General features: G+C 71.1%; 2 protein-coding genes. Both read right to left on the bottom strand.

Annotation, left to right across the window (positions count from 1 at the left end):
* Positions 1-24 precede the first annotated feature (24 nt).
* Positions 25-20,253, bottom strand: coding sequence for a non-ribosomal peptide synthetase (locus tag PXH83_RS24840; protein WP_274563294.1), 20,229 nt, complete (start codon positions 20,251-20,253; stop codon positions 25-27).
* Positions 20,240-25,270: a non-ribosomal peptide synthetase gene (locus PXH83_RS24835; protein WP_274563292.1), complete on the bottom strand. Its 5,031-nt coding sequence runs from the start codon at positions 25,268-25,270 to the stop codon at positions 20,240-20,242. Before PXH83_RS24835 ends, PXH83_RS24840 begins: the two co-directional genes overlap by 14 nt.
* Between the last annotated feature and the right edge of the window lie 33 nt (positions 25,271-25,303).

The following is a 25,303-nucleotide window of genomic DNA, read 5'->3' as shown; positions in this document are numbered from 1 at the left end:
CCATGAGTTGGTCGGTGTTCGTCATCACTGGTCCTGGGCCCACTGGCCGGCGAGTTCGCCGCCGCCGAAGCGGGACTGCTCCCGCAGCTGCGCGGAGACGGCCTTGATCGCCGCGCGGCCCGACTCGGCGTTGGTGAGGACCACGAAGCCCGTGCCGTCCGAGATCCGGACGATCAGCATGTTGCGGTAGCCGTGCGGCTCCCCGCCGTGGCCGGCCTCCAGGTCGGGGGCCTCCCCGTCCACCACCGTGCCGAGGCCGTAGAACGTGCCCTCGCCGACGGGAGTGAGCAGCTGCTCGGCCAGCGGCCGGGACAGTACGGCGAAGGGCTCGCCCAGGTAGGCCCGGCGCAGTTCCACGGCGACCTTGGCGAGGTCGGCGGCGGTGGACCAGAGGCCCGACGAGGCCAGATGCGGCCCGACACGCCAGCCGCCCTCCAGCGGGCGGCCGACCGGATCGTGGCCCACGGCCACCGGCTTGCCGGAGATCTCCGGGAAGGCCGGCTCGAAGCTGCTGGACGCCATGCGCAGCGGTTCGAAGACCGTGGTCCGCATCAGCTCGGCGAACGGGGTCCCGGTCACGTCCTCCAGCACCTGCTGGATCACCCAGTAGTTGGTGTTGGAGACCAGGAACCTGGTGCCCGGTTCGACCTCGCTGTGCGTCTGCGCGAGCAGGTCCGAGAGCGGCGGCAGTTCGGTGCCTGGTGCGACACCGGCGTACGGCACGGAGACAAGACCCGACCAGTGCGACAGCAACTGCCTGAGGGTGACGGCGACCGGTGTGCCGTCCCGGTCGGCGACGTGTCGGCCGCCGGTGAGGTAGGCGTTGACGTCCGTGTCGAGGTCGAGCCGGCCCGCGTCCACCAGGCGAAGCACGCCCAGGGCTGTGATGTGCTTGCTGATGGACCCGGCCGGGAAGAGGGTCGCAGGGGTGACCGGGTCGGTGCCACCCGCCTCCAGAGCGCCGTAGCCGCGCAACTCGGAGACCTCGCCGCCACGGAGTACCGCGAGGCTCACGCCAGGGATGTGGTGCTCCGTCATGGCGGGCAGCCGGTCCATGGGCGGTTGCGCCGCGGGCTGCGACCCCGTCTCGGGCTTCCGCTCGACCGTGGGGGGCACGTTGGGACGGGCCACCTCGGCGTCGATCTCCGCGGCCAGTTCGGCCAGTGTCTGCGTCTGGTAGAGCATCTGCAGCGAGACGGGCAGCTTCAGCTTCCTGGCGGCCGCCATCACCTTGATGACCTGCATCGAATGGCCGCCGAGGGCGAAGAAGTTGTCGTTCGCGCCGATCCGGTCGCGCCCGAGCGTCAGCTCCCAGAGACGGGCCAGCGCCTTCTCGGTCTCCGTCTCGGGGGCGGTGTACTCCCGTTCCTCCTCGCCGTATCGGACACTGCGGTCGGGGGTGGGGAGGGCGTGGCGGTCGATTTTGCCGTTGGCGTTGAGGGGCATGGCCTCCAGGGCGGTGAAGGTGGCGGGGATCATGTAGTCGGGCAGCCTCAGCGCGCAGTATTCGGCGAGGTCGTGCACGTCCTGCTCGTCGGACACGTAGTAGGCGGCGAGCTGCTTGTCGCCGCTCTGCGGCTGATGAGCCGTGACGAAGGCCTCGCGTACGGCAGGGTGTTCAGCCAGCACGGCCTGGACCTCGCCCAGTTCGATACGGAAGCCACGGACCTTGACCTGGTCGTCGGTCCGGCCCAGGAACTCCACATTCCCGTCCTCGCGCTGCCGCACCAGATCACCGGTCCGATAGAAACGGGCACCAGGCTCGGCGGCGTACGGGTCGGGCAAGAACCGCTCGGCCGTCAGATCAGGGCGGTTCGCATAACCACGCGCCACACCCGTACCACCGACATACAACTCACCCGCGACCCCGGCCGGAACCGGCTGCAGCCACCCGTCCAGCACGTACATCGTCATATTCGGCAACGGCCTGCCGATCGGGACGACCTCGGAGGGCTGCGCTTCCATGACGGCGTAGACGCAGGTCGCCACAGATGCCTCGGTCGGGCCGTACTCATTGATCAGTCCGCCCGGGCCGAGCAGTTCCAGCCACCGGTTGGCGACCTCACCGGGGAACGCCTCACCCCCGGCCACGACCGTCCCGGTCAGCGCCGCGAGCGCCTCGGCGTCCAGCTGATGGGCCAGTAGCTCCAGGTGTCCCGGTGTCAGCTTGAGGAAGCTGTACGGAGCACCGGCGGCCAACTGTGCGCCCAGCTCTCCGAGGCTGACATCCTGGGAGACGGTGTGCACCGACCGGCCCATGATGAGCGGTACCCAGATATTGGGGACGACCAGGTCGAAGGCGACGGACGAGAACAGCGCCGTTCCGCCGGTGCCCCGTTTGGTGAACTCCCGTGCCGCTTGGGCGACATGGTTGACCAGGCCCCGGTGGGGAATCTCCACGCCCTTCGGCGTACCGGTGGAGCCGGACGTGAAGATCACATACGCCAGCCGGTCCAGATCATCGACCCGTGACGGCGCCGTAGCAGGGAAACCCTCCACGGACGGACGGTCCTCGTCGAGCAGCACCTTCGCACCGGAGGTCTTGACGATCGCGGCCACCCGCTCGGCCGGATACGACGGGTCGACCGGCACATACGCAGCCCCCGCCTTCCACACACCAAGCAGCGACGCGATCAACTTCGGACCACGGTCCAGCTTCACCGCCACCCGCGACTCCGCAACCACCCCCCGCGCCCGCAGACAGTGCGCAATCCGATTCGCCTCGGCATCCAACTCCCCGTACGAGACCGTCACGTCCCCGCTGCGTACCGCCACCTCCTCCGGAGCCTTCGCCGCCTGCGCCTCGAACAACTTCAGCACCGACGCCGGCTCCGCCTCGAACGCCGTGTCGTTCCACTCCACCAACTGACGCCGGCGTTCCTGCTCCGGCAGATGCGACTCCTGCGCCGACCCCTCAGCATCCGCTGCCATCGCCTCAAGGACCGAGCGGAACAGGTCGGCGATGCGTTCCAGTTGCCGCTGGTTCACCACGTGGTTGTTGGCGTGGAGGTTGATCGAGCCGCCCAGCGCGGACACCCGCAGCCCGAATTCGAGCGCTCCCTCACCGACCGTGGCCTGCGTGTCGATCAGGTCGTGGTCGATCTGCCGGAAGTCCTGGTAGGTGAACGGGGCTTCGATGAGCCGGTCTCCGTCGGCCAGTTCGTGCTGGATGACGGGCATCGGGTAGGCCCGGTGCGCCCACAGCTCGGTCTCCCGGCCGTAGACCTGCGCCACCAGTTCGCGCCAGGTGCGGGCGGTCCGGTCGTGGGCGAAGGGCAGCGTGTTGAGGTGCATGCCGTACACACGGTCAGCGCCCAGCACCTCCGGCCTGGCGTTGCACACCAGCCCGGAGAAGAAGGACTGCTGCTCGGTGAGCAGGCTCAGGGTCTTCAGGTGGGCGGCGTGCAGCACGCTCTTGAGCGAGGCGCCCGCCGCACTCGCCAGGGCACGGAGCGGTTCCTCCAGGTCGGCGTACGCAATCCTGCTCCGGCAGGCCACCGGCGCGGTGTCCGCCGGGTCGGCCCAGACCGCCGGCAGGGCGAACCGGTCGTAGCCCTCGACGATTCCCTTCCAGTACGTACGGTCCTCGTCCGAGGCGAGCGAGTTCAACTCGGCGGCGATGAAGTCCGCGAACCTCACCTCGCCCCTCGCGCTCTCGCCCCTCGCGCTTTCGTCCGGCTCCTGACCGCTCCGGGCGCGCCGGTACTCGCCCAGCACCTCCATCAGGAGGTTGCTGTGAGACCAGCCGTCCAGGATGACGTGGCACTGGGTCACCGACAGCCACCAGGCGCGGTCGCTCTCCACATGGGCGCCGATCCGCAGCAGCGGGGCGGCCGCCAGGTCGAAGAGTTCCGCCCGCTCGTCGGCCGTGAACTGCCGCATGGAGTCGGCCAGTTCACTCTCGTTCAGCCCGCGCAGATCGCGGACCGCGACGGGCAGTCCGGCTTGTGCGTGCACCAGTTGCATCGGTACGGAGTACGAGGTGAGGTCGAGGGAGGTGCGCAGGACCTCGTGCCGCTCGACGATCAGCGCCGCAGCGGTGCGCAGCGCTTCCGCCGAGAACGGCTCCTCGTCACGGATCCGGACGGAGACGACGTTGTGGTACTTGTGCCGGGCATCGCCGCTCTGCATCTCGACGACCATGCCGAGCTGCACCTGCGACAGCGGGTAGGCGTCCGCGAGCCCCTCCGGCAGCTTCGCCCGGTCCTCGTCCGCGACCAGTCCGAACGCCTCGGCCAGGGTGGTCCCGACGGCGGCCGGCGCCGGGCGGCCGGTGGCCAGTTCGGCGAGTGCCGCGACCGTGCGGGCGGCCAGGACGTCGCGTACCGCAAGATCGTGGCCCGCGGCGCGCAGGGCGCCCACCACTACCAAGGCCCGGATGGAGTCGCCGCCGAGGTCGAAGAAGCCGTCCTCGACGCCGACCCGGTCGACGCCCAGCGCCTCCTGCCAGATGGCGGCGATCTGCTGCTCGACGGCGGTGCGCGGGGCGATGTACGCCCGGTCACTGCCGAGCGCACTGCCTTCGGGGGCGGGCAGGGCTCGCTTGTCGAGCTTGCCGTTGGTGGTCAGCGGCAGCGCATCCAAAGGCACGAACGCGGCCGGGATCATGTACTCGGGCAACGACGCGGCCAGATGCGCCCGCAGCTCGCCAAGACTCGGAGCGTGATCCACCGGTACGACGTACGCCACCAGCCGTTCCTCACGTACGACGACGACCGCGTCCCGCACCGCCGGATGCCCGGCCAGCGCGCTTTCGATCTCGCCGAGCTCGATGCGGAAGCCGCGGATCTTTACCTGGTCGTCGATCCGTCCGAGGAACTCCAGACTCCCGTCCGGGAGCCGCCGCGCCAGGTCACCGCTCTTGTACAGCCGCGCTCCTGCGGAACCGTAGGCGTCGGGAACGAAACGCTCTGCGGTCAGCTCGGGGCGGTTCAGATAGCCACGGGCCACACCCGGGCCACCGACATGAATCTCCCCCGGCACCCCGATCGGCACCAAGTCCCCGTTGGCGTCGAGCAGATGGACCCTGAGGTCGCTCAGCGGACGGCCGATGGGGTTGCCGGCTCCCGGTTCGAGGTCGCGCTTGGTGAGCCGGTGGTAGGTGGTGTGGACGGTGGTCTCGGTGATGCCGTACATGTTCACCAGGGCCGTCCTGGCCAGGCCGAGCCGGTCGGTCCACGGCTTCAGCTCGGAGACCTCCAGCTTCTCGCCCGCGAACACCACGGCACGTACCGAAAGCTGCTTGACCCGCCGGTCCCCGTCGGCCGCTGCCGCGACCAGACCGCGGAAGGCGGACGGCGTCTGGCTGAGGACCGTCACCTCCTCCTCCACCAGCAGGTCCAGGAACTCCTCCGGCGAGCGGGTGACCGTGAACGGCACCACGACCAGACGTCCGCCGTGCAGCAGCGCACCCCACATCTCGAAGACCGACACATCGAAGGCGTACGAGTGGAACAGCGACCACACATCGGTCTCGTCGAAGGCGTAGTGCTCCTGGGCGGTGCTGAGCAGCCGCACCACATTGGCGTGGGTGAGGGCAACGCCCTTGGGCTTCCCGGTCGAACCAGAGGTGTAGATCGTGTAGATCAGGTTCTGCGGGCTTCCCTCCACCGCCGGATCACTGTCCGGCTGAGCAGCGATCACATCCGCATCCCGGTCCAGAAGGACCAGCTCACCCTCGTACCGCCCCTCCAGAACACCCGCCACCGCCGACGTGGACAGCACCACCGGAGCCGCCGTGTCGCCCACGATGTACGCCAGGCGGTCTGCCGGATTCGCCGGATCCAGCGGGACATAGGCTGCGCCGGCCTTCAGCACACCGAGCAGCGCGGGCAACAGCTCCGCGTCCCGCTCCAGGCACAGACCGACCAAGTCCTCCGGACCGACGCCCTTGGCACGCAACAGATGGGCAACACGGTTGGCGCGGGCATTCAACTCGGCGTACGACAACGTCTCCCCACCGAACGTCACCGCCCCGGCATCCGGCGTACGCCCCACCTGCTCCTCGAACAGCTCGTGCACCCGGCGTGTAACGGGTTCCGCGGCCTCGGTGCTCTGCTCGCCAAGGAGGCGTTCGCGCTCACCGGCGGGAAGATACATCGCGCGGGCGTCGCCCTCGGCGTCGGCGGCCATCGACTCCAGGACCGCCCGGTACATCCCGGCGAGCCGTTCGGCGTGGGCCTTGCCGAGCACCTGAGTGGTGGTCGACAGCACGATGTTGTCAGCGGTGGCATGGGCCGAGAGGCCGAACTCGGTGGGTGTCTCGCTGATCCGTACGTCCGAGTCGATCAGCTCGCCGTCCACCTGATGGAAGTCGACGAAGTTGAACAGGACGTCGATGAGCCGGCCCGCACGTGCCTCGCGCTGGATGGCGGGCATCGGGTAGCGCCGGTGGTCCCAGACCTCCAGCTCCCGTTCGAAGATCTGGCGCACCAGCTCGGTCCAGGTGCGTGCGCGGCGGTCGTGGGCGAACGGCAGTGAGTTGAGGTGCATGCCGTAGACCCGCTCGGCGCCCGCGACCTCGGGCCTGGCGTGGCACACCAGTCCGGTGAAGAAGGCCGCCTCGCCGGTGAGCTGGCTCAGCACCTTCAGATGGGCGGCGTGCAGCACGCTCTTGAAGGACGTTCCCGTGGCGGTGGCCAGGGCGCGCAGCTCGGCGGCGAGGTCGCCGAAGTCGACCCTGACGCGGTGCGATCCGGACGGCTTGCCGACGGACTCGGCCCAGCCCGCCGGGAGTTCGAACTTGGTGTGTTCGGCGACGATACCGGACCAGTAGGCGCGGTCCTCGTCGGAGGCCAGGGCCGCCAGCTCCCCGGCGATGAAGTCGGCATACCTGACGGGGAGCTGCTCGTGGGCGGGCTGCTCCCCGTCACGGATCGCCCGGTAGGTCTCCAGGATCTCCATGACCAGCGAGGCATGGCTCCAGCCTTCGAGGATCACATGTGACTCTGTGAGGCTGAGCCACCAGGCCCCCGGGCCCTCGATGTGGGCGGCGACACGCAGCAGCGGCGCGGTGGAGAGGTCGAACAGGTCCTCGCGCTGCCCGGCGACGTATGTACGCAGGGCGCTCTCCAGGCCGGACCGGTCGAGGCCGGTCACGTCGTGCGTCGGGACGGGGATGTCCACGGCGGTGTGCACGAGCTGCATGGGCACGGAGTAGCCGGTGGCGTGTACGGAGGTGCGCAGTACGTCGTGCCGGGAGACCACCAGACGTACGGCCGCGGCCAGTGCCCCGCCGTCGAAGGGTTCTTCGTCCTTGATGCGGAACGAGGTCACATTGTGGTAGTTGCTGCGGCCACCGTCGTTCAGCAGCTCGACGACCATGCCGGCCTGGATCTGGGAAAGCGGGTAGGCGTCGTCGACGCCCGGGGGCAGCTTTGCCCGGTCCTCCTCCGTGATCAGTGCGAACGGCAGCACTGCCGCCTCCTCCCGGGTCGTGTCCTGCCTGGTGGTGAGCTCGGCCGTGCGCGCGACAGTCCGGTACTCGAAGACCTCGCGTACACCGATGTCGAATCCGGCGGCGCGCAGTGCGCCGACCAGCGGCACGGCCCGGATCGAGTCACCGCCGAGGTCGAAGAAGCCGTCGTGGACGCCGATCCGCTCGACGCCGAGGACCTCCTGCCAGATCTCGGCGATCCGCCGTTCGGTTTCGTCGCGCGGGGCGACGTACGCGGTGTCCGAGGCGAGCGCGGCCTCCGCAGGGGCAGGCAGGACCCGGCGGTTGAGCTTGCCGTTGGCGTTCAGCGGGATGCGCTCGATGGGCACATAGGCTGCCGGGACCATGTACTCGGGCAGCGAGGCGGCGAGGTGCTCGCGCAGCTCGCTCAGTGAGGGGGCGGGGCCGTCCGCCGGTACGAAGTAGCCCACGAGCTGCTTCTCGCCGGGGAGATCCTCGCGGACCACGACCACGGCGTCCCGCACCTGGGGGTGCGAGCCGAGCGCGGCCGAGATCTCGCCCAGTTCGATACGGAAGCCGCGGATCTTCACCTGGTCGTCGATCCGGCCGAGGAAGTCGAGGCTGCCGTCGGGGAGCCTGCGGGCCAGGTCACCGGCCCGGTACAGCCGCGCGCCGGGCTCGTCGCCGTACGGGTCGGGGACGAACCGCTCGGCAGTCAGCCCGGGACGCCCGAGGTAGCCGCGGGCGACGCCCGGTCCGCCGACGTGGATCTCGCCGGGCACTCCGAGCGGGACCAGTCGGCCGTTGCGGTCGAGCAGGACGGTGCGCAGGTCCCCGAGCGGGCCGCCGACCGGGCTGCGCAGCGGCGCGGCGAGGTCGGCCGCGTCCAGGCGGTGGTGTGTGACATGGACGGTTGTCTCGGTGATGCCGTACATGTTGACCAGCTCAGGGGCGTCGAGGCCCAACCGGTCCGCCCACGGGGCGAGTTCGCCGACCTCCAGCTTCTCGCCGCCGAAGACGACGGTTCGCAGAGCCAGGCGTTCAATGCGCGGGTCGCCGTCGCGGGCGGCGCCGACCAGTGAACGGAACGCGGACGGCGTCTGGTTGAGGACGGTGACGCCCTCGTCAGCGAGCAGGCCGATGAAGTCCTCGGGCGAGCGGGTGACGCTCTGCGGGACGACGACCAGTCGGCCGCCGTACAGCAGGGCTCCCCACAGCTCCCAGACCGAGAAGTCGAAGGCGTACGAGTGGAACAGCGTCCACACGTCGGCCGGGCCGAAGTGGAACTGGTCCTCCGTCACGGTGAACAGACGCAGCACACTGGCGTGGCTGAGGCAGACGCCCTTGGGCTTTCCGGTGGAGCCGGAGGTGTGGATGACGTAGATCAAATCATCCGCGCTGCCGAGCGGCTCGGGGTCCGAGTCCGGCTGCGCGGCCAGCTCCTCGGCGAAGCGGGGGTCGTCGAGGACGATCAGCTCGCCCTCGTACCGGCCGTCGAGGACGCCGGCCGCCACGTGTTCGGTGACGACGACGGGTGCGGCGGCGTCCGCCGCGATGTACGCCAGCCGGTCGGCCGGATAGGACGGGTCGAGCGGGACGTACGCGCCGCCGGCCTTCAGTACTCCGAGGAGTGCGGGCACCAACTCGACGCCGCGCTCCATGCAGACGCCGACCAGGGTCTCAGGGCCGATGCCCCTGGCGCGCAGCAGATGCGCCACCCGGTTCGCCCGGGCATTCAGCTCGGCGTAGGTGAGGCGGGTGCCTTGATGGCTGACGGCCACCGCGTCGGGCGTGCGGCGGACCTGCTCCTCGAAGACGCCGTGGACAGTGCGGGGATCGCCCGTCGTGGCGGCCGTGCGCGCAGCCCAGTCGGCGAGCAGCAGCTCGCGCTCCCCCGGCGGGAGGTACGCGGCCTGCGCGTCGCCGTCGGCGCCGGCGGCCATCGACTCCAGCACGGCCCGGTACATGGCGGCAAGCCGGTCGGCGTTGGCCCGGGAGAGGGTGGCGGTGTTCGTCTTCAGGTTGAGGTGTCCGGCGAGCGTGGTGACCGCGAGACCGAACTCGATGCCGCCGGAGCCGATGCCCGATTGGACGTCCACCAGGTCGGTGTCGACCATCCGGAAGTCCTGGTAGTTGAAGACGACGTCCACGAGGCGGCGGCCGCCGGCCTGCCGCTGCATGGCGGGCAGCGGGTACTGGCGATGCGGCCAGAGCGCGACTTCCTGGGCGAAGACCTGCTGGACCAGCGCGCGCCAGGTGCGGGCCGAGCGGTCGAAGGCGAACGGCACGGTGTTGACGTACATGCCGTAGACGCGGTCGGCGCCCGCCGCCTCCGGCCGGGTGTCGGAGACCAGGCCGGTGAAGAAGGACTCCTCGGCGGTGAGCTGGCTCATCACCTTCAGATGGGCTGCGTGGAGCACCGCCTTGAGGGAGACCTGTGCCGTGGTCGCGAGTGCGCGCAGCCGCGGCTCCAGGTCGACCAGCGGGACCCTTGTCCGGTAGGGCTCGGGCCGCTCACCGTTCTCGCCCCAGCCCTCGGGGAGTTCGAACTTCTCGTACTCCTCGGTGATGCACTGCCAGTAGTCACGGTCTTCCGCGGACTCGAGTGACGTCAGCTCGGCGGCGATGAAGTCGGCGAACCGGACCGGCGGGGCGGCCGGGGTGACGGGTGCGGCCTGCCCGTCCCTGATCTGCTCATAGGTGCGGAGCAGTTCCATCATCAGCGCGTGATAGCTCCAGCCCTCGGTGATGGCGTGGGACTCGGTGAGCGCGAGATGCCAGGCCTGGTCGCTCTCGACGAGGGCGGCGACGCGCAGCAGCGGGGCGGTGGCCAGGTCGAAGAGGGCTGCCTTCTCCGCGGCGACGAAGGCCCGCACCACCTCGTTCTGCGCGTCGGCGTCCAGACCGCGCAGGTCGCGCACGGTGACGGGGGTTTCCACGGTGGTGTGCACGAGCTGCATCGGCACGGAGAAACCGGTGAGCCGGAAGGACGTACGGAGCACATCGTGCCGGTCCGCCACCAGCCGTACCGCCTCGCGCAGCGCTTCGCCGTCGAAGGGCACGCCGTCGCGGATCCGGTTGACGCTGACGTTGTGGTACTTGGCGCCCGTCTCGTCGGCGAGCATCTCGACGGCCATGCCGATCTGCACCTGGGAGAGCGGGTACGCGTCGTCAGTGCCTGCGGGCAGCAGCCCCCGGTCCTCGTCCGTGATCAGCGCGAACGGCGCGACCCCGGGCTGCGGCTCGGCGGGCGCGGGCCGGCCGGTGGCGATTTCGGCGACGGCGGCAACCGTGCGGCCTTCGAAGATTTCGCGAATGCCGATGTCGAATCCGGCCTCGCGCAGCGCACCGATCAGCGACACCGCGCGGATCGAGTCACCGCCCAGGTCGAAGAAGCCGTCGTGCACACCGATCCGGTCGACACCGAGCACGTCCTGCCAGATCTCGGCGATCCGCTCCTCGGCGCGGGTGCGCGGCGCGACATGGGCCGCGGCCGCGGCGAGCGCCGAGCGCTCGGGGGCGGGCAGGGCACGCCTGTCGGCCTTGCCGTTGGCGGTGAGCGGAATGCTGTCCAGGACGACGAAGGCGGCCGGGACCATGTAGCCGGGGAGTCCGGCGGCGAGCGCGTCGCGCAGCGCGACGGGCGACGGTTCGTGTCCGTCGGCCGGGGAGACGTACGCAACGAGCTGCTTGTCGCCCGGGCTGTCCTCACGTACGACAGCGACCGCGTCCCGGACCGTGTCGAGACGCGCCAGCGCGCCTTCGATCTCGCCGAGTTCGATGCGGAAGCCGCGCAGCTTGACCTGGTTGTCGACACGGCCGACGAAGTCGAGCTGCCCGTCGGGCAGGAGCCGGACCAAGTCGCCGGTCCGGTAGAGGCGGGCGCCGGGCTCGTCGCCGTACGGGTCGGGCAGGAAGCGCTCGGCGGTCAGGTCGGGGCGGCCCCGGTAGCCCCGGGCGAGGCCCACTCCGGCGATGTACAGCTCACCGGGCGCACCGGCGGGCACGGGCCGCAGGTCCGCGTCGAGCACCCGCAGGTCGAAGCCCGGCATGGGCCGGCCGATGGGCGGCCGGGCGGTGCCGGTCAGTGGGTCGCTCATCGAGGCGCAGACGGTCGTCTCGGTCGGCCCGTAGGCGTTGATCATGCGGCGTCCCGGGGACCAGGCGGCCACCAGATCGGGGGTGCATGCCTCGCCTGCGACCACCAAGGTCGCGCCGGCCGGCAGTCCGCCGTCCGGCAGCAGCACGGACAGCGCGGTCGGCGGCAGGGTGACCTGGGTGATCCGCTGCTCGAAGGTGAGCCGGGTCAGCTCGGGGCCCGGCAGCAGCCGCTCGGCGGGGGCGAGGACCAGGGTCGCTCCGGAGAGGACCGACTGGGCGAGATCGGCGAAGGCCGCGTCGAAGCTGGCCGACGCGAACTGCAGGACGCGGTCGCCCACGCCGATGCCGAAGGCGCCGGCCTGCGCCGCCGCCAGGTTCCCGGTGCCGCGGTGGGTCACGACGACGCCCTTGGGGCGGCCCGTCGAGCCCGAGGTGTAGATGACGTACGCGGCGTTGTCGGCGGTCAGTCCGGGTGCCGGTGCGGTGGTGGGCCGGGTGGCGAGGACCTCGGCGTCCCGGTCCAGGCAGACGGCGACGGCCTGGTGCGCGGGCAGCCGCTCCAGCAGATGCTCCTGGGTGACGAGCACGGGCACGGCGGAGTCGGCGAGCATGTACGCGAGCCGGTCGGCCGGGTAGGCCGGGTCCAGCGGGACATACGCGCCCCCGGCCTTCATGATGCCGAGCAGCCCGACGACCAGGCCGGGGCCGCGCTCGGCGCTGATGCCGACCAGGGTCTCCGGGCCGACCCCGAGGTCGGTGAGGTGGTGCGCCAACTGGTTGGCGCGGGCGTCCAGTTCGGCGTAGGTGAGGGTGGTGTCCTCGTACACGACCGCGGCGGCGTCCGGGGTCCGGGCGACGTGCGCGGCGAACTGTCCGGGCACGGTGTCCAGGGCTTCGGGCGTGGGCCCGGCCAGCGGTGCCAGCAGCTCCAGCTCCCCGGCGGGGAGCACGACGGCGCGCGTGTCGCCGTCGATGTCGGCGGCCATCGCTTCGAGCACCGCCTGGTAGAGGGCGGCGAGGCGGTCGGCACTGTGCTGACTGAGGGCGTGGGTGTGGGTGCTCAGCCCGAGGTAGCCGCCGAGCACGGAGACGTGCAGTGCGAACTCGGTGGCGGCGTCGTGCACCGCGCCCGCCATGTCCACCCGGTCGGAGTCGACCTGGTGGAAGTCGAGGTAGTTGAAGACCACGTCGATGAGGCGGTTGGCACCGGCGAGACGCTGGATCGCGGGCAGCGGATAGCGGCGGTGCGGCCAGGTCCCGGCCTCGCGGTCGAAGACCTGCTGGGCCAGCTCGCGCCAGGTGCGGACGGAACGCCGGTCGTACGCGTGCGGCAGCGTGTTGAGGTGCATGCCGTACACCCGCTCGGCTCCCAGCGCCTCGGGGCGGCCGTGCGAGACGATGCCGGTGAAGAACGCCGGCTCGTCCGTCAGCATGCTCATCACCTTCAGGTGCGCGGCATGCAGAACGCTCTTGTACGAGACCCGGGCAGCGGCCGCGAACGCCCGCAGCCCACGCTCGAGCGGGCGCAGATCCACCCGGGCGCGGGAGGGTCGGCGAGGGGTGTCGGGGCCGTCCGCCCAGGAGGCGGGCAGAGCGAACGGGACGTGGCTGTCGAGGGTCTGCTGCCAGTACGCGCGGTCCTCCGCCGAGTCCAGGGACTCCAGCTCCCCGGCGATGAAGTCGGCGTACCGGACGGCGACCGGCTCGGGCTCGGCTGCCGTGCCGGTGTCGCGCAGCTGCCGGTAGCAGTCGAGGATTTCCATGAGGAGGGAGTGGTGGCTCCAGCCCTCGGTGACGACATGCGGCTGGGTCAGGCCCAGGTACCAGGAGTCGTCGCCGTCGATCAGCGCGGCGATGCGCAGCAGCGGGGCCTCGGTCAGTTCGAAGAGCCGGGAGCCTTCGTCGTTACGGAACTCGCTCAGTGACCGGGCCTGTTCGTCCTTGGTCATGGTGCGCAGATCGTGGACGGCGACCGGAACCTCGGCGGTGGTGTGCACGAGCTGCATGGGCACGGAGTACGTGGCCAGGTGCACCGAGGTGCGCAGGATGTCGTGGCGGACGGTAACCGTACGGGCGGCGGCACGCAGCGCCGCCACGTCGAACGGGGAGCCGTCCGGATCCTGGATCCGGAAGAGGCTGACGTTGTGGTACTTGTTGCCGCCGTCCTCGGCGAGCATCTCGACGACCATGCCGGTCTGCACCAGGGACAGCGGGTACGCGTCCTGGACGTCGGCGGGCAGGGCCGCCCTGTCCTCCCCGGAGATGAGCGCGAACGGCTCGACGCCGGTGAAAGCGGTGGTGTCGGGGGCGGGACGGCCGGTCAGCAACTCGCAGAGACGGGCGACGGTGCGGTACTCGAAGACGTCGCGGACGCCGATGTCGAAACCGGCCGCGCGCAGTCCGCCGACAAGGGCGACGGCACGGATGGAGTGGCCGCCGATGTCGAAGAAGTCGTCGTGGACGGAGACGCGTTCGCGCTCCAGGACCTTGCGCCAGACTGCGGCGATCTGCTCCTCGGTGTCGGTACGGGGCGCGGTGTGGGAGTCCTGGCCGGCGTCGGGTCCGGGGGCGGGCAGGGCGCGGCGGTCGACCTTGCCGTTGGCGTTGAGCGGCATGGCGTCCAGGGCCGCGTAGGCGGTGGGGACCATGTAGTCCGGCAGCCGTCGGGCGGCGTGCTCGGCCAGCTCGGCGTCCGTGACGACGGTGTCCGCGGGGACGTAGTGGGCGACGAGCCACTTCTCGCCGTCGGAGGGCTCGTGAACGCTCACGAACACCTCGCGGACGGCCGGGTGCTCGGCCAGGACGGCCTGGACCTCGCCCAGTTCCACCCGGTAGCCGCGGATCTTGACCTGGTCGTCTATCCGGCCCAGGAACTCCACGTTCCCGTCCGTGCGCCGGCGGACCAGGTCACCCGTGCGGTAGAAGCGGGCACCCGGCACCGCTGCGAACGGATCCGGCAGGAACCGCTCCGCCGTCCCATCCGCACGCCCCGCGTAACCGCGCGCCACCCCGGTCCCGCCGACGTACAGCTCACCGGGGACACCGACCGGGACCGGCCGCAGCTGGCGGTCGAGGACGTACATCGTCATGTTGGGCAAGGGAAGGCCGATGGGGACGACCTCGGAGGGCTGCCCCTCCTCCACGGGGAAGACGCAGCTGCCTACGGACGCCTCGGTCGGGCCGTACTCGTTGATCAGCCCGCCCGGGCCCAGCAGGTCCAGCCACCGGTTGGCGAGCCCGCCCGGCAGCGCCTCGCCGGCGACCACGATGACGCCGGCCAGCGAGGCGGCGGTGGCGTCGTCGAGCTGGTGACCCAGCATCTCCAGGTGGCCGGGGGTGAGCTTGATGAAGCTGTACGGGCCTTCGGCGGCCAGGTGCCGGCCGAGGTCGGCCAGGTCCACCTCCGCCGAGACGGTGTGCACCGACTGGCCGACGACCAGCGGAGCCCACAGATTCGGCACCACCAAGTCGAAGGCGACCGAGGAGAACAGCGGCGCACCACCCGTACCCCGCGAGGCCAACTCCCGTGCAGCCCACGCCACATGGTTCACCAGGCCGCGGTGGGTGACCTCCACGCCCTTCGGCGTGCCCGTCGAACCCGAGGTGAAGATGACGTACGCCAGCCGGTCCAGGTCCTCGACCCGCTCCGGCGCCGAGTCCGCGTACCCGTCCAGATCGGGTAGCGCACCCTCCAGCACCACCCGGGCGCCCGAGGTCTCCACGATCGCCGCGACCCGTTCCGCCGGATACGACGGATCCACCGGCACGTACGCGCCGCCCGCCTTCCACACACCCAGCAGAGCCGCCATCAGATCCGGACCACGGTCCAGGACCACCGCCACCCGCGACTCCGCGCCCACGCCCCGCTCCCGCAGGCAGCGCGCCACCCGGTTCGCACGGCCATCCAGCTCCGCGTACGTCACGCTCCCGGAAGCAGCACGCACCGCCACCGCGTCCGGCGTCCGCGCGGCCTGTGCCTCGAACAGCTCCGGCACCGACACCGACTCGGCCTCGTGCGCGGAGTCGTTCCACTCCGCAAGCTCCCGGCGCAGTTCCTCCTCCGACAGGTGCGACCGGAGCGCGGACCCCTCCGGGTCCCCCGCCATCGCCTCCAGGACCGAGCGCAGCATCGCGGCCAGCCGGTCCGTACCGGCCCGGCTCAGCGCGCGTGGGCTCGCCGTCAGCACCAAGTGCCCGATGCGGGCGGAGACGCCCAGCGGGAACTCGGTCGGGCTGTCGTCGATACTGGCCAGGTAGTCCACGCGGTCGCGGTCCACCTGGTCGAAGTCGTGGTAGCTGAACCGCATGTCGATCAGCCGCTCGCCGTCGCTCAGTTCGCGCTGGATGACCGGCATCGGGTAAGCGCGGTGCGGCCACAGTTCGATCTCGCGGGCGAAGACCTGCGTGACCAGTTCGCGCCAGGTGCGGGCGGTCCGGTCGTGGGCGAAGGGCAGCGTGTTGAGGTGCATGCCGTACACACGGTCAGCGCCCAGCACCTCCGGCCTGGCGTTGCACACCAGCCCGGAGAAGAAGCGGTCCTCCTCCGTGATCAGGCTGAGCGTCTTGAGGTGGGCCGCGTGCAGCACGCTCTTGAGCGAGGCACCGGCCTTCGTGGCCAGGGCGCACAGCCGGTCCTCCAGGTCGTGGAAGGGCACGGGCACGCGGTAGGGCTGACCGTCGTCCTCCCGATCGCCGGCCCAGGCCGTCGGCACGACCAGGCGGGCGTGGTTGTCGACGATGTTCCGCCAGTACTCGCGGGACTCGTCCGAGGCGAGCGTGTCCAGCTCGGCGGCGACGAAGTCCGCGAACCTGGCGGCAGTGGTCCCCGTCTCGGCATCCGTCCCCTCGACCGTCCCCTCGACCGTCCCGTCGACCGGCTCGCCGTCACGGATGCGCCGGTACTCCTCCAGCACCTCCATCAGGAAGGAGTGGTGGCTCCAGCCGTCCAGGATGGCGTGGCACTCGGTGTTGGTGAGCCACCAGCTGCCGTCGCCCGCGATGTGCGCGTGCAACCGCAGCAGCGGTGCCCTCGCCAGGTCGAAGAGGTCGGCCCGTTCGGTGGCCGTGAACTCACGCAGGGACGCGAGGAGTTCGTCCTCCCCCAGGCCCGTCAGGTCACGCACCCCGACCGGCAGCTCCGCCGTCGCGTGCACCAGCTGCATGGGTACGGAGTACGCGGCCAGGTCCACCGAGGTACGCAGTACGTCGTGCCGCGCGGCGACCAGCGCCGCGGCTGCCCGCAGCGCCGAAGCGGAGAAGGCCTGTTCGTCGCGGATACGGAACGAGGTCACGTTGTGGTACGGGTGCCGTCCGTCGTCCGTCAGCATCTCGACGACCATGCCGAGCTGCACCTGCGACAGCGGGTAGGCGTCCGCGAGCCCCTGCGGCAGCTTCGCCCGGTCCTCGTCCGCGACCAGCTCGAACGGCTCCACGGCGCTGTGCACGGCGGCCGGCGCCGGGCGCCCCGTGACGAGTTCGGCGAGTCGGGCGACTGTCCGGTACTCGAAAACGTCCCGTACAGCCAGGTCGTATCCGGCGGCACGCAGCCGCCCGACCAGGGTGACCGCGCGGATGGAGTGCCCGCCGACCTCGAAGAAGCCGTCTTCGACGCTCACCCGGTCCAGGCCGAGCACGTCCTGCCAGACCTCGGCGATGCGCTCCTCGACGACGGTCCGCGGGGCGACGTACGCCCGGTCGCTGCCCAGAGCGTCCTGACCAGGAGCTGGCAGGGCACGCTTGTCGAGCTTGCCGTTGGTGGTCAGCGGGAGCCGCTCCAAGACGACGAAGGCCGAGGGAACCATGTACTCGGGCAGGGCCGCGACGAGCAGGGTGCGCAGCTCGCCGGGGGCCGGGGCCTGTGTCTCGCCGTCCGTCGTGACGTACGCGACCAGGCGTACGTCGCCGGGCTCGTCCTCGCGTACGACGACGACGGCGTCCCGCAGGGCCGGATGCCCGGCGAGGACGTTCTCGATCTCGCCGAGCTCGATGCGGAAGCCGCGGATCTTGACCTGGTCGTCGATCCGTCCGAGGAACTCCAGCTGCCCGTCCGGGAGCCGCCGCGCCAGGTCACCGCTCTTGTACAGCCGCGAGCCCGCAGGACCGAAGGGGTTCGGCACGAAACGCTCGGCGGTCAGCTCCGGACGGTTCAGATAGCCACGCGCCACACCCGGGCCACCGACATGGATCTCCCCCGGCACCCCGATCGGCACCAAACCGCCATGACCATCCAGCAGATGGACGGTCAGGTCGCCCAGTGGGCGGCCAACCGGGTTGCCCGCCTGCGGGTCGAGGTCCGCATCGGCCAGGCGCCGGTAGGTGGTGTGGACGGTGGTCTCGGTGATCCCGTACATGTTGACCAGGGCAACTCGGTCCAGGCCCAGGCGGTCGGTCCACGGCTTCAGCTCCGGGACCTCCAGCTTCTCGCCCGCGAACACCACGGCACGCAGAGCGAGCCGGTCCACTCGGGGATCACCCTCGCGCGCCGCGCCGACCAACGAACGGAACGCGGACGGCGTCTGGTTGAGGACGGTGACGCCCTGCTCGACGAGCAGGTCCAGGAATTCGTCGGGGGAGCGGGTGACGGTGAACGGCACGACGACCAGCCGTCCGCCGTGCAGCAGCGCACCCCACATCTCCCAGACAGAGACGTCGAAGGCGTACGAGTGGAACAGCGGCCAGACGTCGCTCTCGCCGAAGGCGTAGTGCTCCCGCCCGCGTTCCATCAGCCGCGCGACGTTCTCGTGGGTGAGGGCGACGCCCTTGGGCTTCCCCGTCGAGCCGGAGGTGTAGATCGTGTAGATCAGGTTCTGCGGGCTGCCCTCCACCGCCGGATCACTGTCCGGCTGAGCAGCGATCACATCCGCATCCCGGTCCAGAAGGACCAGCTCACCCTCGTACCGCCCCTCCAGAACACCCGCCACCGCCGACGTGGACAGCACCACCCGAGCCCCGGCATCCTGCACGATGTACGCCAGACGGTCCGCCGGATTCGCCGGATCCAGCGGCAGATAGGCCGCACCGGCCTTCAGCACACCGAGCAACGCAGGCAACAGCTCGATGCCCCGCTCCAAGCACAGACCGACCAAGTCCTCCGGGCCCACACCCCTGGCACGCAACAGATGGGCAACACGGTTCGCCCGGGCATTCAACTCCCCGTACGACAACGTCTCCCCACCGAACGTCACCGCCCCAGCATCCGGCGTACGCCCCACCTGCTCCTCGAACAGCTCATGCACCCGGCGCGTGACCGGCCGCTCGATCTCCGGACCGTCGGCCAGCAGCGCCCGCTCGTCCGGCCCGAGGATCTCCAGGCGCGACAGCCGGACGGCCGGGGCTGCGGTGACGGCGTCGAGAAGCCGCAGCAGATGCCCGGCCATGCGCTCCACCGTCGAGCGGTCGAACAGGGCAGTGGCGTAGTCCAGTCGGCCGCCGAGTGAGCCGTCGGCCGCCTCGTGCAGCTGCAGGTCGAGGTCGAACTTGGCGCTGCGGTTGGTACCGAGGTACGGCTCCGCGCGCATGCCGGCCAGTTCGAAGGCGGTCGTGCGGTCGCCGTGCATGGTGAACGCCACCTGGAACAGCGGCGTCCGGGACAGGTCGCGATCCGGCTGCAGCTCGTCCACGAGCTGCGCGAACGGCACAGCCTGGTGGTCGAAGGCGTCGAGCACGGTGGCGCGGGTGGCGGAAAGCAGCTCGTCGAAGGCCGGGTCGCCGTCGAGGCGACCGCGCAGGACGAGGCTGTTGATGCCGTAGCCGATAAGCCCCTGGAGGTCGGGGTGGCTACGGCCGGAGCCGACGGTGCCGACCGGGACGTCCGTGCGACCGCTGTATCGGGCGAGCAGGCTCTGGAACGCGGCGAGCACCACCATGAACGGGGTGGCGTCATGGCGTACGGCCAGCTCGCGTATTCGCTCGGCGAGTGGGGCCGGCAGGGCGAAGGCCACCGAGTCGCCGGACGCGTCGCGCACGACCGGGCGCGGCCGGTCGGTCGGCAGCTCCAGCGCCTCCAGCCCCGCCAGCCGGTCCTTCCAGTAGTCGAGCTGGCGCTTGAGGGTGCCGCCGCTCAGCTCGGCGCGCTGCCAGGCCGCATAGTCGGCGTACTGCACGGGTAGCGGGGCGAGCGGCTGATCGTCGGCGCCGCTGGTGAACGCCCCGTACAGGGCGGACAGTTCCTGCCCGAAGACGCCGGTGGACCAGGCGTCGCAGGCGATGTGGTGGAAGACGACGGCGAGCACGTGGTCGTCGTCCGCGTGGCGGAACAGCCTGGCCCGTACCGGCCACTCGGCCCCCAGGTCGAAGGGGTGGGCCATGTCGCTCTCGACGGCTTCCCGGATGCTCCGTTCGTCGCCCACCTCGGTGACCGGCAGCGGCACGGGGCGCGGGGCGTCGATGACCTGGGCCGGCTCCTCGCCGTCCAGGGCGTAGCGGGTGCGGAGGATCTCATGGCGGTCCAGCAGGGCCTGCCAGGCCCGGCCGAGCGCGTCGGCGTCCAGCGGGCCACGCAGCCTGAGGACCAGCGGCACAAGGTATTCGATGCTGTCGGGCTCCAGCCGGTTGAGGAACCACATCTGCTGCTGCCCGTACGACAGTGGCAGCGGGGCGCCGCGGTCGGCGCGCGGAATGGCGGTACGGCGGCCGGCTCCGCGGCGCCCGGCCAGGCGGCGGCGGAGCAGCTCCTGCCGGAGGCTCTCGGCGCTCGTGCCGGCGTTCGCGCCCGTGCCGTCGCCCGGAACCGTCTGGTCTGTCTCACCGGAGGTCATCTTCGTGCTCCTTCACCAGCAGTTCGTCATTCACAAGCTCCGAGTCGGAGAGCGCGGCGATCTCCGCCCTGATGCGCTCCTCGACGGTGGCCGCCAGCCGGGCGACCGTGGGTCCCTCGAATACCGTCCGCACCGCGAAATCGATCTCGAACTCCTCCTGGATGCGGGAGATGAGCCGGATCGCGAGGATCGAATTGCCGCCGATGTGGAAGAAGTTGTCGTGCGCGCCGACCTGGGCGCCCAGCAGTTCGGTCCAGATCTCGGAGATGCGCTCCTCGACGGGGCCGCTCGGCGGGACGTGGCCTTCGGTGTCCTGCTCGCCGCCGGGGGCGGGCAGAGCCCGCCGGTCGACCTTGCCGTTGGCGTTGAGCGGCATCGTCTCCAGTGCGAGGTACGCGGCGGGGACCATGTAGTCGGGCAACCGGCGGCCGCAGTGCTCGACAAGGTCGTCGGCGGGCCCGTCGGGCACGTAGTAGGCGAGGAGTTGCCTCTCGCCATTGGCCGTTTCGTGGGCGGTGACGAAGGCCTCGCGTACGGCGGGGTGTTCGGCCAGTACCGCCTGGATCTCGCCCAGTTCGATACGGAAGCCGCGGATCTTGACCTGGTCGTCGATCCGCCCAAGGAACTCGACATTGCCGTCGGGCAGCCGACGCACCAGGTCACCGGTGCGGTAGAGACGGGCGCCGGGCTCGGCGGCGTACGGGTCGGGCAGGAACCGTTCGGCCGTCAGGTCGGGGCGGTTCGCATAGCCGCGGGCCACACCCGTGCCACCGACATACAGCTCACCCGCCACGCCCACCGGAACAGGCCGCAGCAGTGCGTCCAGGACGTACATCGTCATATTGGGCAACGGCCTGCCGATCGGCAGAACCTCCCCAGCGGTATCGGCCGGCACCTCGAAGACGCAGGTGCCGACGGACGCCTCGGTCGGACCGTACTCATTGACCAGCCGCGTCTCCGGAGCAAGAGCACGCCACCGCTCCAGCGTCGCCCGCGAGAACGCCTCGCCCGCCACCACCAGGACCGGGGCCAGGGCCCCCGCCTCGGCCGGTGTCAGCTGGAGCGACAGCACATCCAGGTGGCCCGGCGTCAGCTTGACGAAGCTGAACGGCTCGGCGTCCGCGAGGTGCTTGCCGAGCTCCGCGAGGTCCGTGTCCTGAGGCAGCAGGAACAGGCGCTGGCCGGTGACGAGCGGCACCCACAGGTTCGGGACCACGAGGTCGAAGGCGACCGACGAGAAGAGCGGAGCGCCGCCGTGGTCCTGCGGCGCCAGCTCCCGCGCCGCCCAGGACACATGGTTGACCAGGCCCCGGTGGGTGACTTCGACGCCCTTGGGCGTTCCGGTCGAGCCGGAGGTGAAGATGACGTACGCCAGCCGGTCGAGGTCGTCGGTGCGCTCGGGCGGAGTCGCGGGCCGGGCGGCGATCCGGGCCGCGTCCGTGTCCACCAGGACCGCGCCGTCTCCGGCGCGCTCGGCATGGCCGGCGCTGGTCACCACGGTCCGCGCGCCCGCGCTCTGCCGCATCGCCGCGATCCGGCCGGGCGGGGAGGTCGGGTCGACCGGCACATACGCGCCGCCCGCCTTCCATACCGCGAGCAGTGCGACAACGAGATCGGGTCCCCGGTCGAGAAGTACCGCGACCCGGGACTCCGCCCCGACGCCCTGTGCCCGCAGCTCGTGCGCGAGCCGGTTGGCACGGGCGTCCAGTTCGGCGTACGGGACGGTCAGGGAGCCGTACGCGAGTGCCGTGACGTCGGGGTCGGCGGCGGACCGGGCCTCGATGAGCGCCGGGACGGTCTCCGACTCCAGGGGGACCTCGGTGTCGTTCCACCCTGCGAGCAACTGCCGCCGCTCGTCGGCAGCCAGCAACTCGACTGCTCCCAGCGCGAGTTCGGGCTGGGTGGTGATCTCGTGCAGCAGGGTGACGAAGTGCCCGGCCATCCGCTGAACGGTGGCGTGGTCGAAGAGGGAGGTCGCGTACTCCAGGACGCCGTCGAATGCCCCGTTCTCCGTACGGCGCATGAAGAGGGACAGATCGGTCTTGGCGACCTGCCAGGACGCGGTGAAGGCCGCCATGTCCGTGTCCTCGGTGGCGACGCTGGTCACTCCTTCGCTGTGCAGGTCGAAGGCGACCTGGTAGAGCGGGGTGCGGGAGAGGTCGCGCTCGGGCTGGAGCTCGTCGACGAGCCGCTCGAAGGGGAGTTCCTGGTGGGCGAACGCGGCCCGCGCGGTGTCGCGTACCCGGTCGAGGGCGTCGGCGAACGTCAGGCCGGCGCCGAGCCCGCACCGCACCACGAGGGAGTTGAGGAAGAAGCCGACGGTCCCCTCGATCTCGGGCCGGCCCCGGCCCGCGACCGGGGTGCCCACCGGAACGTCCCACTGGCCGCTGTAGCGGGCGACCAGCGTGGCGTACGCCGTGAGGAGGGTCATGAAGGGCGTCGCGCCGTGCGCCCGGCCGAGCTCGGTGAGGCGCGCGGCCAGCTCCGGTCCGACCTGGAAGGGGACGACGGCGCCGCGCGGATCGCGCTCTGCGGGGCGCGGCCGGTCGGTGGGCAGGTCGAGGGTCTCGATGCCGGCCAGGGCCGTGCGCCAGTGGCCGAGTTCGCGTTCGATGAACTCATCGGTGTGGCGGGCGTGCTGCCATGCTCCGTAGTCGGCGTACTGCACGACGGGGGCGGCCAGTCGGGGCCCCCGCTCCGTGTCGTAGGCGGCGCACAGCTCGCGCAGTTCGCGCTCCAGGATCACAGTGGACCAGCCGTCGACGGTGATGTGATGCAGCGTCAGCAGCAGGACGTGGTCCTCGCCGTCGGTCCGGGCGAGCAGCGCCCGCCACAGCGGCCCGCGGGCGAGATCGAAGCCGCGCTCGAACTGCTCGCGGAAGAGGCTCTCGAGCCGGTCGCGGGCCGTGTCCACCACCCGCAGCTCGATGCTGTCCGCCCCGGCCTCCCCAATCACCTGGTACGGCTCGCCGCCCCGGTCCGGGTAGCGGGTACGCAGCGCCTCGTGGCGGGCGGCGAGGGTGTCCAGCGCACGCCGGACGGTCTCTGCGCCGGTCGTGGCGGGGAGCCGCAGGAACAGCGGTGCGACCCACTCGGGGCTGCCGGGGTGCATCCGGTCCAGGAACCAGAGCCGGCGCTGCCCGGAGGAGAGCGGCAGTTCGCCGTCGCGCGGCACGGGGCGGATCGGCGGATCGTCCGCCCAGGGTTCGCCGATCAGCGCGGCCTGTGCCTCGACGGTCGTCGCCGCGAGCAGTCCACGCAGCGAGATCTGCTCGCCGGAGGCGGCGCGCAGCCGGGCGGCGAGCCGGGTCAGCTGCAGCGAGGTGCCGCCGAGGGCGAAGAAGTCGTCGTGGGCGCCGACCCGGTCCAGGTCGAGGAGGCCGGCCCAGGCGTCCGCGACGAGCTGTTCCGCGGGGGTGCGCGGGGCGACGAAGGCAGGCTGGTCGGCGGCGGCGATCTCGCCGGGCGTGGGCAGCATGGCCCGGTTGACCTTGCCGTTCGGGGTGAGCGGGAAGGCATCGACGGTGTGGAAGAACGACGGAATGTGGCTCTCCGGGAGCCTTTCACGCAGGAAGCCGCGCAGCTCGTCGGCGCTGAGTTCGGCCGTGGTCGCAAGATGGGCGGCGAGCCGCTTGCTGCCACCGTCGGCCTCGTAGGGCAGCACGACGGCACCGGTGACCGAGGGGTGCGCGGCGAGCACGGTCTCGATCTCGCCGGGCTCGATCCGTACACCATTCACCTTGACCTGGTGGTCGATGCGGCCGATGTAGTCGAGGGTGCGGTCGGCCCGCCAGCGGACCAGGTCACCGGTGCGGTAGAGGCGCGCGCCCGGCTCGGTGGCGTATGGGTCGGGGACGAACCGGTCGGCGGTCAGGTCGGGGCGGCCCAGATAGCCGCGGGCCACGCCGACGCCGCCTGCGTACAGTTCACCGGTTGTGCCGATCGGCACGGGGTCGCCGTTCGGGTCGAGCACCAGGACCCGCAGGCCCGGGATGGGGCGGCCGATCGGTATCGGCCCGCTGTTCAGGGCCGGGTCCACGCGCTGGGCGGTGATGTCGATGGAGCACTCGGTCGGACCGTAGGTGTTCCAGACCTCGAGACTGCCCCCCGCACGCTCGCGCAGCCGGGCGACGAGTTCGCCGTGCAGCGCCTCGCCCGCCGAGAAGAGCAGCCGCAGCGATGCACAGCCGCTCCAGTCGCCCTCCTCCACGAGGATGCGCAGCACCGAGGGCACGACCTGCAGCACCGTGATGCGGCTGTCGGCGACAGAACGCAGCAGCGACGCGGGGTCGCGTTCGGCGCCGGGCGGGGCGAGCACCACACTGCCGCCGCTGACCAGGGCGGCGAAGATCTCCCAGCCGGCCGCGTCGAAGCCGATGGAGGTCTTCTGCAGGATCCGGTCGGCGGGGCCGAGGCCGTGCTTGCGTACCGTCCACAGGACCCGGTTGGCGATACCGGCGTGGGTGACGACGACGGCCTTGGGGGTGCCGGTCGAGCCAGAAGTGAACACGGTGTACGCCGTGTTGTCCGGACCGGTCCCGTGCTCGGGCGCGGTCGCCGGCAGACCGGCGGGCACCTCGTCGGGACCGACCCGGCGTGCTCCGGCGTCCCGTACGGCCCCTTCGAGGGCCGGGCCCGCGAGAACCGTCCGGGCCCCCGACTCACGGACCAGACCGGTCAGCCGCGCGGGCGGCTGACCGGGGTCCAGGGGCAGATAGCCCGCCCCGGCCTTCCACACCCCGAGCAGCGCCACGACCAGATCGGCACCGCGTTCGAGGCTCACCCCGACCACCGATTCCGGACCGGCGCCCAGGCCCCGGAGGAAGTGCCCCATGCGGTTGGCCGCCCGGTCCAGCTCCTCGTACGTCATGGTGCGTCCGCCGTCGACGACGGCGATGGCACGCGGGGTACGAAGGGCCTGCTCAGCAAAGCTTTCGTGCAGAAGCGGGGTGCCTCCGGCCGCCGACGGCCGGGGACGGATGTCGGGGACGTCACCCGACCGCTGTTCGGCGTTCACGAGGTCTCCTGTTCCGGTCAAGAAAGAAATGCA

Source organism: Streptomyces spiramyceticus (genome assembly GCF_028807635.1).
Classification (GTDB): Bacteria; Actinomycetota; Actinomycetes; order Streptomycetales; family Streptomycetaceae; genus Streptomyces; species Streptomyces spiramyceticus.
This window is presented reverse-complemented; position numbering and strand designations above follow the sequence as displayed.

Coding starts and splice junctions, on each gene's coding strand:
- PXH83_RS24840 (WP_274563294.1), bottom strand. CDS start 20,253: ATGACCTCCGGTGAGACAGACCAGACGGTTCCGGGCGACGGCACGGGC.